This window comes from Rhizobium rhizogenes NBRC 13257 (genome assembly GCF_000696095.1).
Lineage (GTDB): Bacteria > Pseudomonadota > Alphaproteobacteria > Rhizobiales > Rhizobiaceae > Rhizobium > Rhizobium rhizogenes.
Window position 1 is genome coordinate 26,241 of sequence record NZ_BAYX01000005.1, and the last position, 18,323, is coordinate 44,563.

The following is an 18,323-nucleotide window of genomic DNA, read 5'->3' on the forward strand; positions in this document are numbered from 1 at the left end:
TTCAGTTTCACGCCTGATCGGGCTTGTTGTTACGCAGTGTTTTCTTGCTGCACTCCGACCATGCCCACGACATCGGAGGTGATGTCGTGGTCTATTTCTTCGATTGCGACGACCGGCACGCGGCAATTGTGCCGGATCATCAATGCTTGTGTCAGGAAGCGCAGTTCGCCCGGCATGACGACGACCGGATCGAAGCCGCGCTCGTTAGCATCCACCAGGGCATCCTTGGTTTCGTTCGCCAACCGGCGCAGCTTTTCGCTGATCCCTTCCTTCTCCGTCTTGTCTGAGGCGTCGCTGTAGGATCGGACGAAGCGTTCCCATTCCGGCGAAAGCGACAGCACGGGCAGCAGTCCCCGCTGATCAAGAAGACCGAAGGCAATCTGCCGCGACAGAGCCCATCGCGCCTTCTCAGCCAATTTGTCCGGATCCTGCTCGTGCGGTTCGATCTTGAGCATTGTCTCCAGAAGGCCACGCGGTTGCGACAGCGTGACGCCGGAATCGAGCAGGCGTCGAATGACGGCGACCAGCAGCATCGGTGAAACCTGGGTGCGAACGTCGATGGCGAGTTTGCCCAGCCGAGGCTCAAGGCTCGCAAGCCATTGCGTTGCGTCATCGACGCTGAAAATCGAACCGGTATGACGCCGGACGATGCGAACGATATCTTGTGCGATCAGCTCCGCCGGGCGATCGGCCTTGCAGGAGATAAGCCCGGCCGGCACGTTCTCGACCTGGATATGGATCATATCCTCCCCCATGCGGGGATCAGCGTTGAATGTCGGCACGGTAATGGCGACGCCCACTGCGCGGGCGGCGACGCGGATGCGCGCATCGAGATGGCCGCCGAGATTGTTGGCCTCGAGCCGGGACATGGTGGCGGCCGAGAGCGTCGCGACGATGGGATCTCCATATTTTGCGCGATCAAGGGCGGCGGTGGCTGTGCCGTTCTGCTGATGAGCCACTCCCTTTGCGGCGTCGAGCGCCGGGGACTGGGATCTGCGCTTGCGGACCAGGACAAGCGCCAGCGTGGCAAGGCCGATGCCGATCGGCCAGAGGACGGTGGTTGGAAAGCCAGGGATGAGGCCGGCTCCCAGCGTGATTGCAGCGGCGATGCCGAGGGCGCGGGGCTCCTTGATCAACTGACGGCCTATTTCACTGCCGAGATTAGTGCTTTCATCGGCGCTGACGCGGGTAACGACCGTGCCGGCGGCAACGGCCATCAGCATCGACGGGATCTGCGACACGAGGCCATCGCCGATGGACAGCAGCGAATAGAGCTGGGCGGCTTCGGAGAAGCTCAATCCACGCTGGAAGATGCCGATCGCCAGGCCGCCGAGGAGATTGACCGCGACGATCACCAGTCCGGCAATAGCGTCGCCCTTGACGAAACGCATGGCGCCGTCCATGGCGCCGAAGAACTGGCTTTCCCGTTCGAGCTGCGAGCGCCGCTTCTGGGCGGCCTCGCCGGAGATGTGGCCGCTGCGCAGATCGCTGTCGATGGCAAGCTGCTTGCCGGGCATGGCGTCGAGCGTGAAGCGGGCGCCGACTTCGGCAATTCTTTCAGCGCCTTTGGTCACGACGATGAACTGAACCAGCGCCACGATCAGGAACATGATCAAACCGACGACCACATTGCCGGCAACGACGAAGGAACCGAACGCGGAAATGATCTCGCCTGCATCGCCCTCTGCGAGCACAAGCCGTGTCGTGGAAATCGTCAAAGCGAGACGAAACAGGGTCCCGATCAGGATGACGGCGGGAAAGGTTGAGATATCGAGCACGTTGCGCAGGTAGATCGTCGTTACCAGGACTACGAAGGCAAAGGCGAGATTGAAGGCAATCATCGCATCGATCAGCACCGTCGGCATCGGCAGCACCATCATGACGACGATAACGGCGAAAAATCCTGCAAACAGGATATCGGTTCGTTTGGCGATGGCTGCGAATGGCGGCAGGATGCGGATCATGGATTATGCTCCTCCGTCGCCTGCGGTGCGCGCCAGCCGGAGTTTCTTGTCTGGCGCGGGATCGAAGCTGATCGTGTCGGTTTCCTTGCCGCGCGCGACCACCATTTCCCCGGGGCGTATCTCCTTGATACGCCAGTCGCCGGAAACCGTTTCCCCCTCGCGGTAGCGCCGGCCGTCATTGCCGATGATGAATTTGACAGGTGCATAGCCGGCGGCGGCGACGAAGCCGGCCAGGCCAGACGAGAGCGTCGTCATGTCGACGACAGGAACGGGGCTGCGGCGCGAAATGGCGGCGAGAATGCTATCCAATCGTGTCTTGCTGGCCATGTCGAGCGGCTTGGACCCTTCGCCGATGCGGATCGCGGTTCCATTGTCCGCCAGTTTCGCACCGAGCTGCAGGCCGGCCAGTCGCATCGCCTCGCCTAGCTCTTCCGTGATCGAACCGGCGGTCGGCTGCGGGGCGACCGTTTTGATTTGTGCCGTCTGGACGGGTGGCGCCGGCTCCCGGTTCGGCCCGAAGCCGATGTACAGGAGGGGAGCTGCGAGCATCAGAAGGCAAGCGGCCACCATTCTGCGGAAGGTCAGGGGCTGTCGGGCAGGCGGATACGAAGAGAGGTTCTCGATACGGCACTCAATGTCTGCAAAGCGGATGGTTTCGCTGGAGCCGATGGAAATGCGCTCGCCGCGATCCAGGACAGAATCGTTAATGGCCACGCCGTCGCGCAGTGCTTCGATGGTGGCAGTCATTCGCTTTGTCACATCGGAAACATGCAGGCGAAATGCGGGCTCCGGATCGCAGCCTAGAATGACGAAGTCACAGGTCTGGCCGCCGCCGACGGTGTAGGTCCCCGGTCCAAGGTGATGGGCGGATACCCGCCCGGCACGCGCGATGTGCAAGGTCGGCGCGCTGTTGCCGTCCGTTGTCTTGCTGAAAGTGGCGGAAGATGGAGATGGAACCGTACGCATGATCTTCAACGGCGGTTTCTGTTTCGGACGCCTTTCCGGCCAATCCGAGCCGTCAGACAATCACTGTGATGAGGGAAAGGCGCGGTGCCATAAACGGGCTTGGTAACGAAAAAGGGGGCGAAGCCGACCATGGTCGGCTTCGCCGAAAGCATCAGCCCGGGCCGATTTTCTTGATGGCGTTGGCAACGCCGTTGATCTTGGTGATCTCGGTTGCGACCTGCAAGCTCTGAGCCGTTGCTTCGTTCTGAGCGGACTTGAAGCTCGAGATGGCGGAGTTGATGCCAGCATCCAGAGTGGAGGTGCTGCTGGTAGGGGTTGTAGCCATTGCTTGTCTCCTTTGCGATTAAGCAGGCACAACATTGCCTAAGTGATAGTAATAATCAAGATATCGTTGTTAAATTTCGGTTAATTCGTATTTTGGATATGGATATCGCAATACGGATATTTAGATATTGTTGAATAACTGAAATATTATTCGAGTTAATCGATTAAATTCCAAAATAACTTTAACTTTATATTAAAAAATGGCAATGGCGATCTGTGATACTTGCGGGCAGGATGCTAGGGGTAAGCCGAAAAAGATTGGAGATCATCGTGATGAAGTTGCGCGTATCCTCGATTGCCCTTCTCATCCTGCTGGCGCCGTTGACGGTGCAGGCGGTGGCCAGCGGGCAGGACATACGCCTCAATGTCGTGTCCCAGCCGGTGGCCGACGTGGTGGATACCTTGTCCTTCATGTCCGGAATACCGGTCACGACCACCGGAAAGCTAACCGGTCAGGTGGAGAACTGGTCGGTGAAGGAAGAGGGCGTGGCCGCATTTGAGGCGCTCGGCCGCGTCAGCAATCTGTTCGTCGCCTTTGACGGAAGCCGGGTCATCATCGCGCCCAAGAGCGAGGTTTCCACCGTGATCCTGGAACAGAAGAGACGAGGCTGGAAGGTGACGCGGAGCGCGATCGACGCGCTCTTTCCGCTCTACCCAGACGACGCCATCCGATATGATCCGGCCAGCGATCTTGTTATCGTGCGAGGCCCTACCGCTTTCGTCTCCGCGGTCGAGACGGTGTTGAACCGATCAACCGTGGAAACGGTGCAGGTGATCAAGAGTGGCCATGTGGAAATGATCACGCCTCCTGCCGCGGCGAACTGATCAGTCTTGGCAAATGGTGACCAGATGGATGACGCGAACATATTTGCGGAACTCTTGCTGATCAGAAATATCCGCGCGGACGGCCTTGCCAGACAACTCGCGGCGCTGCGTCATCGATTGGTTGATATGGAAGCGGAGGCAGAGGCCCTTGCGCTGGACCTTCGTTCCACAGCCGAGCGAGTGGATGCTGCGTCGCCGACGCGGCTGTTGCAGCCAGGCCAGCAAGTCAGCGGGCAGGAACTGCATACATCAATACGGCAAGCGGCCATGGTGAAGGCGGAACTCGAGCAGCTTCGTCGGCGTCAACGCTCCCTGGAAGAGGAGCGCCTTGATGTGAAGGAGGCTGCCGACCAATGCGGGGCAAGGCTTGCGCGCGCTGCTCGTATCGTTCGGCGCACGGAATGCGTCCTGGAGAGCCTGGAGGAAGATACGCCTGAAGCGGATGATGGCGCAGAATAGCGAGCTCATTGGGCAATAAGCGGCTCGTCATATCGCATCAGCCGTCCGGCGTTTGCCAGCACCAGTAGGGTACTGAAATTGTGGAGGAGGGCGGCGACGACGGCTCCCGCCGCCCCAAGAAAACCGAATCCCGCTAGTGCTACGATCGCCACGGTCCAGCCGAGACCGATGATGACGTTGGTTTTCAATGTCCGGCGGCAAAGCCTGCTCAGGCGAATGCATGTGCCGAGCCGTCGCAAATCGCTGCCGATCAGGATGATGTCCGAAGAGGCGAGCGCGATATCGGCGCCGCCCGCGCCCATGGCAATCCCGACGGCACCGGCCTTGAGGGCAAGCGAGTCGTTGATCCCGTCGCCGACGACCAGAGGTTTGAAGCCGCTTTTCGTCTCGCTCAACACGCGTTTCAGCTTGTCGGCGGGCAGGGCCTGAGCCGCGACATCGGTTATGCCGATCTCTCGCGCCAGGGCATGTGCGACCGATTGACGGTCGCCGGTGAGCAGAAGCTGCCGGTTGAGTCCGAGTGCCCGCAACTCCGTCATCGCAACCGCAGCCTCCGGCTTGACCGTGTCCGACAGGAGAAGCCAGGCAACAAACTCGTCGCCGATGGAAAGGCCCGCGAGCGGGCCGTCGTGCGAGGGAACCGGGGGAACGACGACCGACAGGCGTTCGAACAATTCGGGACGTCCGAGCGCCACTTCGCCCTTTGCCGTGCCGGCAACGACACCCAGTCCTTGAAGTTCGCGGACGTTGGTCAGCGGATGGTAGGCGTCATGGGAAACAAGCGAGGCTAACGCCCGGCTGACCGGGTGGCTGCTGGCAGCGCCCAGAGAGGCGGCCAAGGCCAGAACGGCTTCCCGGTCCGTATTGCCCGTCAGTCTAATATCTTGCAGCCGAAGCCGGCCGAAGGTGAGGGTGCCGGTTTTGTCGATGACCAGGGAAGTCAAATCTGCCAGTTCTTCGAGAAATGCCGAGCTGCGGATGAGGATCCCATGGCGCGCGGCGACCGCGATACCTGCAATTGCCGTTGCCGGTGCTGACAGAACCAGGGCGCAGGGGCAGGCCGCGACCAGGATCGCCAGCATGATCTGGTCATTATAGGTGAGGAACCAGGCAATGGCCGCTATCGTCAGCACGAAGCCCAGATATTGCTGGGCGTAGCGCTCCAAGAGCCGGGTGATCGGCGGCTTTGAATTTTCCGCGCGCTGCATCAGTGCGATGACTTTTCCAAGCGTCGAATCCTCGCCGGTTCGGGTCACCTCTATCTCGAGACGACCGTCCAGATTGATCGCACCGCCGAAGACCTCCATGCCGGCTGTGACTTCGAGAGGCACGGATTCGCCGGTAATCGGGGCAGTGTCGAGGCTCGCCTGTCCCTGCCTGACGCGACCGTCGGCGGGAACGCGGTCTCCTGCTCTCACCTCCACCAGATCGCCTGGCTTCAGCGTGACATTGTCGATTTCACGCGTCGAGCCGTCCGGCGTGATCAGCCGTGCGTGGCTACGGGTCAGACGCGCCAACGCCTCCATCGCTTCCTTCGATCCGATGACGCTGCGCTCCTCGAGCACATGGCCGAATATCATGATGATCGGGAGGAGGGCCGCGGTCAGGAGGTCGCCCGTCGCCCAGGCGGCCAGCATTGCAAGAGCGATCAATTGGTCGGTGATGCCATGCAGGCTTGGATGGCGCAGGCTATGCCAACCGGACCGGATGACCGGAACCGCGACGATCAGCGAGGCAGCTGCCAGCAGAAGCTGGCTCACGCCCTCTTCGTCCGGCGCAAGCCAGCGCCATGCGATGCCGAGCGCAAGCAGGTTCAAGGCGACCATGGCGAGGGTCAGCTGAATGGCCGCCGCCTGCTTTTCGTTGGCGGTCAGAAGGCCGGCACTGAGCATATGGCCATGATGATGCGCGTGGCCATGGGAGCCGTGGGAATGATCGGTCGCGACACTCATTTGTCGGCTCCCTGCAGGATGAGGCGTGCGTCGTCCCTGGGGTCGACCGTGACCACCGAGCCTGCCTTCGACAGGATTTTGGCAACGCGATCGCGATAGAGGCGCCAGAGAAGGCCGGGGTCGCTATCGGACCCTTGCGCGCTTGCAAAGCCGGTGACGGTGGCCGTATCGGCGCGCGCCTTTGCCAGACGTTCGCTGGATTGGGCTTCCGCCACCTGCACGATCCGATCGGCTTCCTGATCGGCGGCCTGTCTGTCCTTTTCCGCATCGTTCTGTGCCGACGCGATCGCCTGCTCTGCCTGCTGGCTTGCGGTCAGCACCCCGTCGAACGCACTCACGGCGGATGCCGGGAGTGCGGATTGAACATCGGCCCGGTCGATCTCGATCCCGAGACCCATGCCCTTCGATTTCAGTGCGCCTAGGCTGGCGTTGATGCTGTCCACCAGGTCGGCGCGCAAGCGCTCGCGGCGCTCGGCGACATCGCTGTCAGCGGAGACCAGCTCGGGGCGGGCGACCAGAATACTGTCCAGATCGCGGGAAGCGCAGATCACGACGGCGCTGCGGGTCACGAGGCGGTCGAGTGCCGGCAGGACATGGTCCTGCTGCAGGGCGTAGGCGAAGGGGTCGGTCACCCGATAAAAGACGCGGATGTCGAGCTGCACGACACTGGCGTCGGCGGTCAGCAGATATCCCGATCCCGCAAGCGTATCGCTTTCTGTCTCAGCCCCGGTCTCTCCGGTCTGCGCGGCCGGCGAACGAAGCAATCCATCGATCCGGCGTTCCAGAACCGTTGCGCCGTCGGGCAGCAGCAAGACCTTTTCGAAAGGCGCGGGCAAGGCCCATAACAGGCCGGATTCCTGCACCCGGTTCAAGGCGCCCAGGCGAAAGACGACGGCCCGGTTTTGCGGTGCGATCTCCCGGATATTGGAGGTTGCCCAGCCGACGGCCGCAAGCACCGTGATCGCGGACAGCAGCATGGACACCAGGCGAACGGCCTGATGCTGCGCCATCGAATTCCTGTCCCCGACCGCACCCATCTCTAATGTGCTCCGCCAGCTGATGCGGCGCTGGGCGGTCCATCGACCAAAGCCCGGAAAGGTGCTGCATCGGTGCGCAGGACAAGACGCGTGTTGGAATTGACGATGGTGCCGAGCGTGTCGAGGGAGCGGAGCAGTTCGTAAAGCTCCGGCGCGCTTTTATAGGCTGCTCCATAGATCTGCGCGGCTTCGACGCGGGATTTCGCTTCTATATCGGCGGCCTTCACGGTCGCGTCCGCCTGCAGCACTCTCGCATCGCGCTCGGCTGCGGAGCGGATTTCTGCGGCCTGGCGCTTGCCGACTGCCGCACGTTCGGTGGCGATGGTTTCACGCTCGGCCCGCATGCGGTCGACGGTGGCGCTCAACGTCACCGAAGGCAGGGTCAGGCGTTCGATACCGACATCGACAACCTGCAAGCCGTAAGTGTCGAGCAATTGCTGTGCGATCTGGGCCTTGAGCTGTGCTTCCAGGGCGTCGATCCGCAGCTTGTCCGGATCGGGATTGATCAACGACGACAGGTCGAAATTGCTGGCTGTGGTCTCCAGCGACGAGCCGAGGAATGTGCGGATTTGCGCGGCCGCCTGGTCCGGCTGGTTCTGAACCGACCGTACGAAGCGCTTGATGGCATCCGGATCGGGCGGCACCTGCCAGATCGCATAGGCCTGCGCGATGATTCGCAGCCCATCCTTGGTTCCGACATCCTGCAGGCCGCTGGACGTCGATTTGGCGCGCAGATCGACGTCGATGGTCTTCTCCAGGGGAATGGGCAGCCGGAAGGCAAGGCCGGGATCAATCAGAACGCGTGCCGGATTGCCAAACCTGGTGATGATGGTCGCGGCCCCCGACCTTACCTGGACGAGGCAGGCGGCGACCAGAATGATGGCGACGACGATCATCGCGACGACCAGGCGGGACCACCGAAAGGGCATTGCTTCCTTGTGATCATCGCCGTGATCATGATGATGATCGTGCTCGTGATGGTTTGAGCCCGGATGGGTGTGCGCGTCAGTCATGGGCCGGTTTCTTCGCTTTGGTATGGGGTGCTAGGTTCGGCACTTGTGTCGGGATCGGCCGGCATCGTCATGCTCCGGAGATCGAGGGTCGGAGCGATGCTTCCGCCGATGCGGTGGTCAAGGACGAGAGCCTTCGAGTGGGATAGCCCCATCGTCAGTCGGTTGAAGTATTCTTCTGTCAAGAACGCCTGTCCAGCCTCGTGGAAAGCCGATTGTTCTGCCTGGAAGCGGAGTTTTGCGACCTCCGAAGCCGCGACACCTTCCCTTGCCGTTGCCGTCGCATTGTCCTGCTGGAGGCTGGCATTCAATTGCGCCTCATTCGTCCGTTCGGCCGCCGTTCCCCGTTCGCGCGCAACCATCGCCTCCGCGCTGATCTGTGCCGCCTGAACCCCGTGAAAGGCGTTGGCCGCGCCGGCGGGCGGGTGGATGGCCTCGACGACGACCGCCAGGATTTCGACCCCGCTGTTCAGCTCATCCATGTTTTTCTGGACTGCCGAGGCGATATCGTTTGCGAGCGACAATCGGCCTTCGCTCAAGACGTCGTTGAGTGTTCTTCTGGCAAAGTCATGGACCAATACGCGGTTTGCGGTGCTTTCGATCAAGGCTGGGAGATCGGCGACCCGATAGGCCGCCTTTATCGCCGCCTGGTCCGAAAGGCCGATGCGGTAGACGAAACGTACATCCATGTTGACGATCTGAAAGCTCTGCGCGCCGCCGGTGCCGCTGGCGATAAGCTGCGATTTCTCGCTGATATGTGAGGCGTCCCACAGCCGGTTCGCGCTTTCTGGCGCTGGCCCCTCGGCATCGGCCAGCTTTTCGCCATCACCGCTCGTGCTGACGGAGGTTGCCAGCTCGTGCACGCTGCCGTTCTCGATGGGAATGACACGGCCAAACGGCCAAGGAAGGCCGATGTGCAGGCCGGAATGCAGGATGCCCTCAGCCTTGCCGAACCGTTCGTATACGCCCCGGCCGGTCATCGGAATTTCGCGCACGCCGCTCAGCAGCCAGCCCAGAAGGAGCGTTCCGAGTATGATGGCTGGAGCGGCCTTTCGAATGAACGAAAAAGCCCAGATCTGCCGAAGATCGATGCCATGCCTGGTCCGCAATTCCGATTGAATGCTGACCAATGGCTGGGGCGGCCACTGAAGAATGCCGGCGACAAAGCTTGTGGCGATCTGTGCCGGCTCGCGGCTGTCGCTTTGCGGGCGGAACATAGAGGCGACCGCGCGCAGCAAAAACTCAAGCCCGACAAGCCCGACAAAGCCTCCCAGCGTTGCCAGGAGTTTGATTGAGAGCCCGGATCCGCGTGTGCTGAGAAACAGGCAGAAGCAAGACAGGACGAGCACGAAAATAGGCAAGCGCGCCAATTGCGAAATCGCTTTTGCCTCCGGCCATTCCTCCGTATCGATCGCGGCAAGCCGCCTTTCCGTCACCAGCAGAAGAAAGGCGAAAGCCAGACAGACCGCGATGATGAGAAAGCTCGTCGTCCCGATGGCTATGTCGTCCGCCTTCAGGCTCCAGCCGGCATAGACGATCAAACATGCGAAGAGGGCAGGACCGAAGACCGAGAGGGGGCGGGCGCCGATGCGTGACAGGAGTGACTGCCCCGCGAGGAATGCGCTACTGGTCCCGCGTCTAGGTGGCTCTGACTCTTCCGTGTCCTGCGGCGACCACGGCGATGTGGCGATCGCAATAAGCCATTGCGTGGACCTTCCGAATGGGACGCTGGCAAGACCAGCCTGCGCGCGGCGCCACCGCGCGACATCGTAGGCAGATCGAAGCCCTGTTCCAAAGAGGATAAGTGCGGCCGCGTTGTTGCAGAAGAAAGCAATCCAGATAGCGCTGAGGCTGAACGTGTTTGCAATCAGCGCGCAGAGCAGAAGCAGGGCCGCGAAAATCGCCACGCTGAAGTTCTGGCTCGCAAGGTCATGGGCTTGAACCGCCGCAAGCTGGAAGTTTGCTCGGTCTTTGATATCGGGGGGCTGCTGCGTATCCTTGGAAATCGTATCCTGCATTGCCGTGTTCGATTGCGCTCTTTCGCGCCCGGTTAAAGGAGGCTTCATGCCCTCCTCGATAGCGCCGCGATGAGGTTAGGTGACCGATCCGGGTGAGAAGCTTCGATAGCGATGTTTGGAACATCGGGCCTCGAACTCAAGAGGATACGTTATTACGTATCGCTCTTATATCCACAAGGCTTGGCAGGCAAGCGGACGGTTAAGGGGATTGCAGAGTCAGATGGCTTGGAGCCGTCAAAACGACAGATCGAGCGCTCGTCCTTCGAAGAGGCGGTCCCTGGAGCCTTCAAGGTGGGCCTGCATCAGGTTGCGGGCATCTTCCGCCCGGCCTTCGGCAATCGCCTTGTAGATTGCGCTGTGCTCCTGGAATACCTGTTCGAGACCCTGTCTCGGGCCGAGCAGCGACAGGCCGTGCAGATGCATACCGACGGCGATATGGGCTTTCAAGGCGTCCATGGATGCGGTGTAATAATGGTTGTTGGCGGCTTCCGTCACCGAGCGGTGGAAGTTGAAATCGGCATCCGTGCGGTGAAGCTGATGGCTGGTGGCCTCGCGAAGATCAGCCAGTGCCGCGGCTATTTTCTGGATGGCGGCCTCATCGCGTCTCTTGGCGGCGAAATAGGCGGCTGCCGGCTCGATCGTCAGGCGGAATTCGTAGCAGCGCTGGATATCGGCGATCGTCTTGACCGGCGCATAGGCGAGCTGGGTGATCGGTGAACCGTGGGCGCTGACGAAGGTGCCGGCGCCCTGGCGCGCATAGACCATGCCCTGGTCGCGCAACCGCGCCAGCGCATCGCGGATAACGGGGCGGGAAACACCCAACATCGCGGCAAGCTCGTGTTCGCCCGGCAGGCGCGAGTCCGGCGGGTAGTTTCCGGAGCGGATGCGCTCCAGCAGCTGGTCGAAAACGCGATCGACAAGCTTCACGGCTTTGCCACGCTCGGGCTTGGCTGCCGGAGCCGCCTGCGCATTTGCCGATGCACTATTTGCTTCGTCCACGTTCATTCTCCCGCCGGCATTGTCTCAGGCCGCCTGATTCTCAGGGATCAGTCTTAGCAAACTATCAGAGTTCCCGAAGCCTCCGGATTTCACCGCGCAGCGGAGCCGAGTGCCATTGGCCATCGTCACATCGAACCACGGAATGCCCGGCTCGATTTCGCCCTTCGGTGCCAGAAGGTGAATTCCGAGCGCGCGGAAAACAGCGACGGCGATGTCGCCGCCGCCCATCATCAGCATATCCGGATGGGTATCCTCCATCACCGATGTCACACTTTTGGCAAAACGATCGGCGACAGCCGTCGCCTCCTCGGTGATGTCGCCGGTGCAACGGAGCAGAAGCGGAAGCGTCTGCCCCTTGCCGAACTGCACCAGGCCCATCGGCGCGTCGATTGTCGCCCGCAGGCGGCCCGATGCTTCGAGCGTGGCCATTTGCGCCGCAGTGATCGGATCGCGGGAGCCGAAGGCAAAAAGCGTCCTGCCGGTCGGCACGAATGCCCGGCTGTCCGTGCCTCCTTGGCCGATATGGCGGGCAAGTGCGCTGCCGATGCCGCGCGCGCCAACGGCAAGGCTCGTCTTCCAGTCATGTGTCGTCACAAGACGGTCTAGATCGCCGTCAGTCTCGGCGTCGATGATGAGGACCGTCTCTGGACGTGCCTCGAAGAGTTCGGCAATCGGCAGGGGGTGGTCCACGCCCCGGCCGACGACCTTGCCGTCTCGGGTGACGCGCTCCTGATCGGGAATAGCGGGCGCAATGACGATTTCGCGGTGACCGAAGGCGGCGGCAAGAGCAGCACTTTCCGCCGCCACATGGCCCTTCAGGCGGGAGTCGATCTTCTTCAGGAGGATTTCCGGTGAGGCGGCGAGAAGAGCGCTGGCTGCAAGCTTCACCCTCTCCACGGCTTTCTCCTCCGGCAGCGCTCGTGAGTCCGTGTTGACCACGACGACTTCGGAGCCGCTTGCAAGCGCTTCTGATATGGCGTCGATATCGATCGCGATGGTGACGGAGAGACCGGCCTCGACAAAGGGGGTGCCCGTGTCGAGCGCGCCGGTCAGGTCGTCGGCTATGATCGCAACCTTCGGCGTCATGCGTCTGCTCCCGTGTTGACCGCATGACAGGCGACGAGATGACCGGGCTTGGCTTCCTTCCATTCCGGAACGGCCCTGGCGCAGACATCCATTGCGATCGGGCAGCGCGTATGGAAACGGCAGCCGCTCGGCGGGTTGAGCGGGCTCGGCACGTCACCCTGCAGGATCTGGCGGGTGCGGGTCCGCTCCAGTGCTGGATTGGTTTCCGGAACCGCCGAGAGCAGCGCCTTGGTATAGGGGTGCAGCGGGTTGCCGAAGAGCGCGTCACGGGGCGCGAGCTCTGCCAGACGGCCTAGATACATGACGCCGACGCGGGTGCTGATGTGGCGGACGACAGCCAAATCGTGCGCGATGAAGAGATAGGTCAGGCCGTATTTTTCCTGCAGGTCGAGCAGGAGATTGATGATCTGCGCCTGGATCGACACATCGAGCGCCGAAATCGCCTCGTCGCAGACGATGAATTTCGGCTGGCAGGCGAGTGCGCGGGCGATGACGACGCGCTGGCGCTGGCCTCCGGAGAGTTCGTGCGGATAGCGTTGCGCGAAGCGCGTCGGCAGGCCGGAGTCGGTGAGAAGCGTTGCAACCTTGTCTTTCAGCTCGGCCTTGGTGCAGAGCTTGTGGAAGAGCATCGGTTCGCCGATTGCCTCGCCGACCGTCATGCGAGGGTTGAGTGTCGAATAGGGATCCTGGAAGACGATCTGCAGATCGCGGCGGAACGGCCGCATCTGCTTTTCGCTGAGTGTCGCTAGATCCTGTCCCTTGTAGATGACCCGGCCGTTGGTCGCCTTGTAGAGGTTGAGAATGGTGAAGCCGGTGGTCGACTTGCCGCAGCCGGATTCGCCGACAAGGCTCAGCGTCTCGCCCTCCATGATCTCCAGGTCGACATTGTCGAGCGCGTAGACAGTGGCTGCGCGTTCGCCGAAGGCGCCGAGCCGGACATGGAAATGCTTGACCAGGTTTTCGATCTTGAGCAGCGGTTGGGCGCTCATCATGCAGCCTCCCGCATTTTCTGGACGACGAAACAGGCGGTACGATGGTTTCCGGCGCCATTCAATGGCTCGAGCTTCGGCACGCGTTCGTGACAGATGGATTCCGCCAGTGGACAGCGCGGCGCGAACGGGCATCCCTTGGGACGACGGCCGGGTTCCGGCGGCGTCCCGCCGATCGAACTCAGCCGGCTTGACGGTGCATCCGAAAGCTTCGGGATCGAGGCCAGCAGACCGCGCGTATAGGGGTGGCTCGGATGGGCGTAGAGTTCGTCGACCGGCGCATCCTCGACGACGGTGCCGGCATAGAGCACGGCGACGCGGTCGACGAGGCCGGCGATCAGCGCCAGATCATGGGTAATCCAGACGACGGACATGCCGAGCTTGCGGCGCAGCTCCTTCACGAGATCGATGATCTGTGCCTGGATCGTCACGTCGAGCGCCGTCGTCGGTTCATCGGCGATCAGCAGTTTCGGATTGCAGGCAAGGCCGATCGCCATCATCACCCTCTGGCGCATGCCGCCGGAGAGCTCGTGTGGATAGGCCTGCAGCCGTTCTTCCGGACCGGGAATGCCGACGAGGCGCAGCAGTTCGACGGCACGTTCGCGAGCCTCAGCCTTGCGCAGTCCGCGATGATAGATCAACGGCTCGCAGATCTGGTCACCGACGTGCATCACCGGGTTCAGCGAGGTCATCGGGTCCTGGAAGACGAAACCGATGTCGCCGCCCCGCACCTTGCGCAATTCGCGGTTCGACATGGTTTGCAGGTCGCGACCATCGAAGTGAGCAGACCCTTTCGTCACCCTAATCTTGTTCGGCAGGAGCCGCATCAGGCTCAGCATCGTCAGGCTCTTGCCGCAGCCGGATTCACCGACGACACCGAGCGTTTCGCCCCTGTTGACGTGAAGATCGATGCCGTCGACCACGATAGCTGGGCCGTTGCGACCGGCTATTTCGACGGTCAGGCCGCGGACATCGAGCAGGCGTTCGGTAGGCTGGGTCGTATCCATCACTTGCTGCCCCGCGGATTGAGCGCATCGTTGAGGCCGTCGCCGAGGAAGCTGAAGGCGACCGAGGCAAGGCCGAGGACGGCCGCCGGAGCGGCAAGCAGATGGGGATAGTGCTGCCAGACGCGCAGGCCGTCCGAAATCATGTTGCCCCAGCTTGGCGTCGGCGGATTGACGCCGATGCCGAGGAAGCTGAAGGCGCTTTCGAGCACCATGGCGGTTCCGAGTCCGGCGCTGACGGAGACAATCAGCGGGCCGAGCGCATTCGGAACGACATAGCGCTTCATGATGATCCAGTTGGAAAGGCCGAGCGCCTGCGCTGCGGTGATATAGGGCCGGCTGCGGATCGACAGCACCTGGGCGCGAACGAGGCGTGCGTAAGGCGGCCAGGAAATCAGCGCCATCGAGCCGAAGACCAGCATGAAATCGACCCATATGGTCTCGCGATAGAAGGGATTGAGCGTCGCCATGTAGCGCGCTTCCATCCATTTCGAAATCGGCGATTTCAGCGATGCGTTGATGACGACGACGAGCAGCAGGTTCGGAACCGACATGGTCATGTCCGTCAGCCACATGATGGCGCGGTCGAACGGATTGCCGAAGAAGCCGGCGATGGCGCCCATCACCAGGCCGATCAGCACGGCGATGAAGGTAACGACGATCGCAACCAGAAAGGCCGTGCGCGTGCCGAAGACGACGCGGCTGAAGACATCGCGGCCGAGATCGTCGGTGCCGAAGAGATGGTGGAGCGAAGGGGCTGCGTTTCGTGCCTGGAGATCCTGGCTTAGATAATCATAGGGTGTGAGATATGGGCCGAAGATTGCGGCAAAGGCGAGGATGGTGACGACGATCAGACCGAAGATGGCGAGCTTGTTGCGCTTCAGGCGATACCACGCGTCGCGCCACAGGCAGACCGGCGGCTCTTCTTCGCTGGCGATTGGGGAAAGGGGGACGGCGGACACGGTCAGCGGCTCCCTCTTGCATCGTTGGCGCGCGGATCAAGCAACGGATAGAGCACGTCGACCAGAAGGTTCGAGAGCATCACCAGGAAGGAGCCGATAAGCGTGATCGCCAGGATGACGGGATAATCCGAATTGATCAGCGCCTGCACCGTCAGCCGACCGAGGCCGGGCAGGCCGAAGACCAGTTCGACGAAGATCGCGCCGTTGACGATGGTGATCATGATCAACCCGAGTTGGGTGACGACGGGTGTCAGCACCGGCCGCAGGATATGGCGAAGCGCGACAATGATCTCCGGCACGCCCTTGGCGCGAGCCGTGCGGACAAAATCCTCCGACAGGACCTCGATGACGGCGGCGCGTGTCTGGCGCACGATCAGGGCAATCGGTTGGAAGGAGAGCACGATGAGCGGCAGAAGGATGCGCAGATCGAAGACGCCGCCCCAGCCATAGGGCACCTTTACGCCGGGCAGAAGGACGATCAGCCCGACCATCAGGAGCGGGCCGGCAACATAGGCCGGGATTGCCCAGAGGAAGAGAGCGGAGCCGAGGATCGTGTAGTCGATGCGCGTATTCTGGTTGAGGGCAGCGATCATGCCGAGCGGGATGGCCACGATCGTCGTCAGCACGATCGAACAGAGCGCAAGCTGGAAGGATACCGGCGCTGCCGCCGAGACCATAGCCCAGACGGAGCGACCCGAGCTTAGCGAATTGCCGAACTGGCCGTGCAACAGGTTCCAGATGTAAAGACCGAACTGGGCGATGAACGGCTTGTTGAGGCCGGCGCTTTCGCGGATGGCCTCGATGCGCTGCGGATTATAGGCGACATCGCCGGGTGCGCGCAGAAAGATCAGCTTGATCGGATCGCCGGCGCCGTAGAAGGCTAGCGCATAGACGGCCAGCATCACGATCAGCACCGACGGAATCCAGATGGCAAACCGGGTCAGCACGTAGCGTAGCAAGGTCACCTCCCAGTTGTTGGTCGAAGAGGTCCGCGATCAGCGCGGACTAGCCGATCGAAATGTCCCAGGGCGCGACGACCTGCCAGTCGAGGTTCTTATCCATGCCCTTGACCTCCTTGGTGGCCCAGCGCGACATCGCCTGAGAATACCATGGAATGAAGGCCCAATCGTCGCGGAAAGCCTTCTGGGCATCCTGCGCAAGCTTGACGCGCTGCGGATCGTCGACGGCCTTGGTTGCCGCTTCGGCAAGGGCCGCATCGACCTTGTCGTTCTTGTATCCGCCGAGCTTGTTCTGCGCATTCGATGAGGTCGAGGCGATGCAGCCGGCGAGATAGGAAACGGCGTCCGGAACACGGGTGCCGACATCGTCGCGGAAGATTTGAACCGAATTCTGGTCCGGGCCGGCATAGAAATCCTGCTGCGGCTTCATGTCGACGGCGGTGATGCCAAGGTTCTGGCGCCACTGCTCTGCGATGAATTGGGCTGCCGCCTGGATGGCCGGCGCAGAAATGCCGACGAACAGAATCTTGGGTAGGCGCTCCGGGCCGCCATAGCTCGACTCGGAGAGCAGCTTTTTGGCCGCTGCCGGATCATAGGGGTAGGGCTCGAAGCCGGAATTCTCGGCGCCGGGCACAGCGTTCAGGATCTGATCGGCCTTCTTATGCGGGCCATCCGGATAGGACGCCTTGAACAGCCCATCACGATCGACCGCCATGATCAGTGCCTGGCGAACCTTCGGATCGTCCATCGGCGCGCGGGACGTATTGAACCAGAAATGCTGGCTGGTCGGGATGAGCGGGCCGGCGGAGAATTCGGGGCCGAGATCCTGGATGATCGTCGAGGTGATCAGCTCGGTATGGGCATTGAATTCGCCCGATTTGATCAGCGAGGTCGCTGTGACGTTATCCTCGATCGAGGTGATCTCAATACGCGCCAGTTTCGGCTTCGGGCCGAAGAAATTCTCGTTCGGCTCGAAGGCGAGCTTGCCGGCATCGATATCGATACTGGTGAGCCTGAACGGACCGGAGAAGACCGGCTTGTTTTCGGGCTTGTACCAATCGATGATTTCTTCGCCATCACTGCCGCGCGACTGCGCCGCCTTGGTGATCGGCGCAATATGGTTGGCAAGGCGCATGAAGAAGATCGGATCCACCTCGGTCAATGTGACGACCACGGTGCTCTCGTCAGGCGTCGCGACGCCCGTCAGTTCCGTACCCGCGCCATTGCTGATGTCCTTGTAGCCCTGAACCTTGTTCAGCACCTGATCGGCGCGCTGGCTCTTGGTGTTCGGCATGGAAGCCACTTCCCAGGAGCCCTTGATATCGGCCGAGGTGATCTTGCTGCCATCGGAAAAGACGGCCTTGGGATCGATCTTGAAGGTCCAAACCTTGTTGTCGGAAGTTTCCCAACTGGTGAAGACGTAGGGTTGGATCTTGCCGTCGCTGTCGAAATACATCGGCGAGGCCCACCAGATCGAATTCCAGCGGAAGGTTCTGCCGCCACCGCGCAGCGGCGACCAGTCCTGGTCGAAAGCAGGATTAGCGACCTTCAGCACCTGGCCCTCATCGGCAAGCACGATGCGCGCGCTCATCCCGAAAATCGTCAGCCCGACGCCGGCTGCAAGGCCCAGCTTCAATGCGCCGCGGCGCGACACCTGCGTCTTTGGCGCAGTATTCCGCTCAGTCATCCGTTCCTCCCAAAAACAGAATCCGAGACGCCTCCAATTTCTCTCTCCCGAAGGGCGTCATGATAGCAGTGAACACTCAACC

Annotated in this window: 16 protein-coding genes; 2 read left to right on the forward strand and 14 right to left on the reverse strand. The window is 61.6% G+C overall.

Going from position 1 to position 18,323, the window contains the following annotated elements:
• Positions 1-29: 29 nt before the first annotated feature.
• The 3 genes from RRH01S_RS12105 to RRH01S_RS34390 all read right to left on the reverse strand — a co-directional run bounded on the left by RRH01S_RS12105 (position 30) and on the right by RRH01S_RS34390 (position 3,255).
• Positions 30-1,964, reverse strand: coding sequence for a flagellar biosynthesis protein FlhA (locus tag RRH01S_RS12105; RefSeq protein WP_042471927.1), 1,935 nt, complete (start codon positions 1,962-1,964; stop codon positions 30-32).
• Between the two features lie 3 nt (positions 1,965-1,967).
• Positions 1,968-2,930, reverse strand: a complete 963-nt coding sequence (locus tag RRH01S_RS12110) for a hypothetical protein (protein ID WP_042472156.1) — start codon at positions 2,928-2,930, stop codon at positions 1,968-1,970.
• A 151-nt stretch (positions 2,931-3,081) separates the two neighbouring features.
• Positions 3,082-3,255 carry a hypothetical protein gene (locus RRH01S_RS34390; protein ID WP_007691372.1) on the reverse strand — a complete coding sequence of 58 codons (174 nt, stop codon included), beginning with the start codon at positions 3,253-3,255 and terminating at the stop codon, positions 3,082-3,084.
• A 272-nt stretch (positions 3,256-3,527) separates the two neighbouring features.
• Here RRH01S_RS34390 and RRH01S_RS12115 point away from each other — a divergent pair, with 272 nt between their 5' ends.
• Positions 3,528-4,079: a hypothetical protein gene (locus tag RRH01S_RS12115; RefSeq protein ID WP_042472159.1), complete on the forward strand. Its 552-nt coding sequence runs from the start codon at positions 3,528-3,530 to the stop codon at positions 4,077-4,079.
• 24 nt (positions 4,080-4,103) lie between these two features.
• Positions 4,104-4,538, forward strand: a complete 435-nt coding sequence (locus tag RRH01S_RS34175) for a hypothetical protein (protein ID WP_131596088.1) — start codon at positions 4,104-4,106, stop codon at positions 4,536-4,538.
• A 5-nt stretch (positions 4,539-4,543) separates the two neighbouring features.
• Here the strand turns inward: RRH01S_RS34175 and RRH01S_RS12130 are convergent, their stop codons facing one another.
• The 11 genes from RRH01S_RS12130 to RRH01S_RS12180 form a co-directional block, all read right to left on the reverse strand.
• Positions 4,544-6,490 carry a heavy metal translocating P-type ATPase gene (locus tag RRH01S_RS12130; protein WP_202034316.1) on the reverse strand — a complete coding sequence of 649 codons (1,947 nt, stop codon included), beginning with the start codon at positions 6,488-6,490 and terminating at the stop codon, positions 4,544-4,546.
• Positions 6,487-7,500 carry a protease modulator HflK gene (hflK, locus tag RRH01S_RS12135; protein WP_234711684.1) on the reverse strand — a complete coding sequence of 338 codons (1,014 nt, stop codon included), beginning with the start codon at positions 7,498-7,500 and terminating at the stop codon, positions 6,487-6,489. The genes RRH01S_RS12130 and hflK (RRH01S_RS12135) overlap by 4 nt, the downstream gene beginning before the upstream one ends.
• Positions 7,501-7,529: 29 nt before the next feature.
• The gene (hflC, locus tag RRH01S_RS12140; protein ID WP_034516624.1) at positions 7,530-8,540 is read right to left on the reverse strand and encodes a protease modulator HflC; all 1,011 of its coding nucleotides are present in this window, start codon (positions 8,538-8,540) and stop codon (positions 7,530-7,532) included.
• The gene (gene hflK / locus RRH01S_RS12145; protein WP_037222242.1) at positions 8,537-10,603 is read right to left on the reverse strand and encodes a protease modulator HflK; all 2,067 of its coding nucleotides are present in this window, start codon (positions 10,601-10,603) and stop codon (positions 8,537-8,539) included. The genes hflC and hflK (RRH01S_RS12145) overlap by 4 nt, the downstream gene beginning before the upstream one ends.
• 186 nt (positions 10,604-10,789) lie before the next feature.
• Positions 10,790-11,560 (reverse strand): FadR/GntR family transcriptional regulator, encoded by a 771-nt coding sequence (locus tag RRH01S_RS12150; RefSeq protein WP_007691356.1) that lies wholly within the window; start codon positions 11,558-11,560, stop codon positions 10,790-10,792.
• 18 nt (positions 11,561-11,578) lie between these two features.
• A complete protein-coding gene (locus RRH01S_RS12155) occupies positions 11,579-12,640 on the reverse strand; it encodes a four-carbon acid sugar kinase family protein (RefSeq protein WP_042471932.1) in 1,062 nt (353 codons plus the stop codon).
• Positions 12,637-13,629 carry an ABC transporter ATP-binding protein gene (locus tag RRH01S_RS12160; RefSeq protein WP_034516618.1) on the reverse strand — a complete coding sequence of 331 codons (993 nt, stop codon included), beginning with the start codon at positions 13,627-13,629 and terminating at the stop codon, positions 12,637-12,639. Before RRH01S_RS12160 ends, RRH01S_RS12155 begins: the two co-directional genes overlap by 4 nt.
• Complete coding sequence (locus tag RRH01S_RS12165) at positions 13,629-14,636, reverse strand: ABC transporter ATP-binding protein (RefSeq protein ID WP_042471934.1); 1,008 nt, start codon at positions 14,634-14,636, stop codon at positions 13,629-13,631. The genes RRH01S_RS12160 and RRH01S_RS12165 overlap by 1 nt, the downstream gene beginning before the upstream one ends.
• The gene (locus RRH01S_RS12170; RefSeq protein WP_034516614.1) at positions 14,636-15,595 is read right to left on the reverse strand and encodes an ABC transporter permease; all 960 of its coding nucleotides are present in this window, start codon (positions 15,593-15,595) and stop codon (positions 14,636-14,638) included. The genes RRH01S_RS12165 and RRH01S_RS12170 overlap by 1 nt, the downstream gene beginning before the upstream one ends.
• A 2-nt stretch (positions 15,596-15,597) precedes the next feature.
• Positions 15,598-16,554, reverse strand: a complete 957-nt coding sequence (locus RRH01S_RS12175; RefSeq protein WP_034516611.1) for an ABC transporter permease — start codon at positions 16,552-16,554, stop codon at positions 15,598-15,600.
• Between the two features lie 46 nt (positions 16,555-16,600).
• On the reverse strand, positions 16,601-18,241 hold the full coding sequence (locus RRH01S_RS12180) for an ABC transporter substrate-binding protein (protein ID WP_034516610.1): 1,641 nt from the start codon (positions 18,239-18,241) through the stop codon (positions 16,601-16,603).
• Between the last annotated feature and the right edge of the window lie 82 nt (positions 18,242-18,323).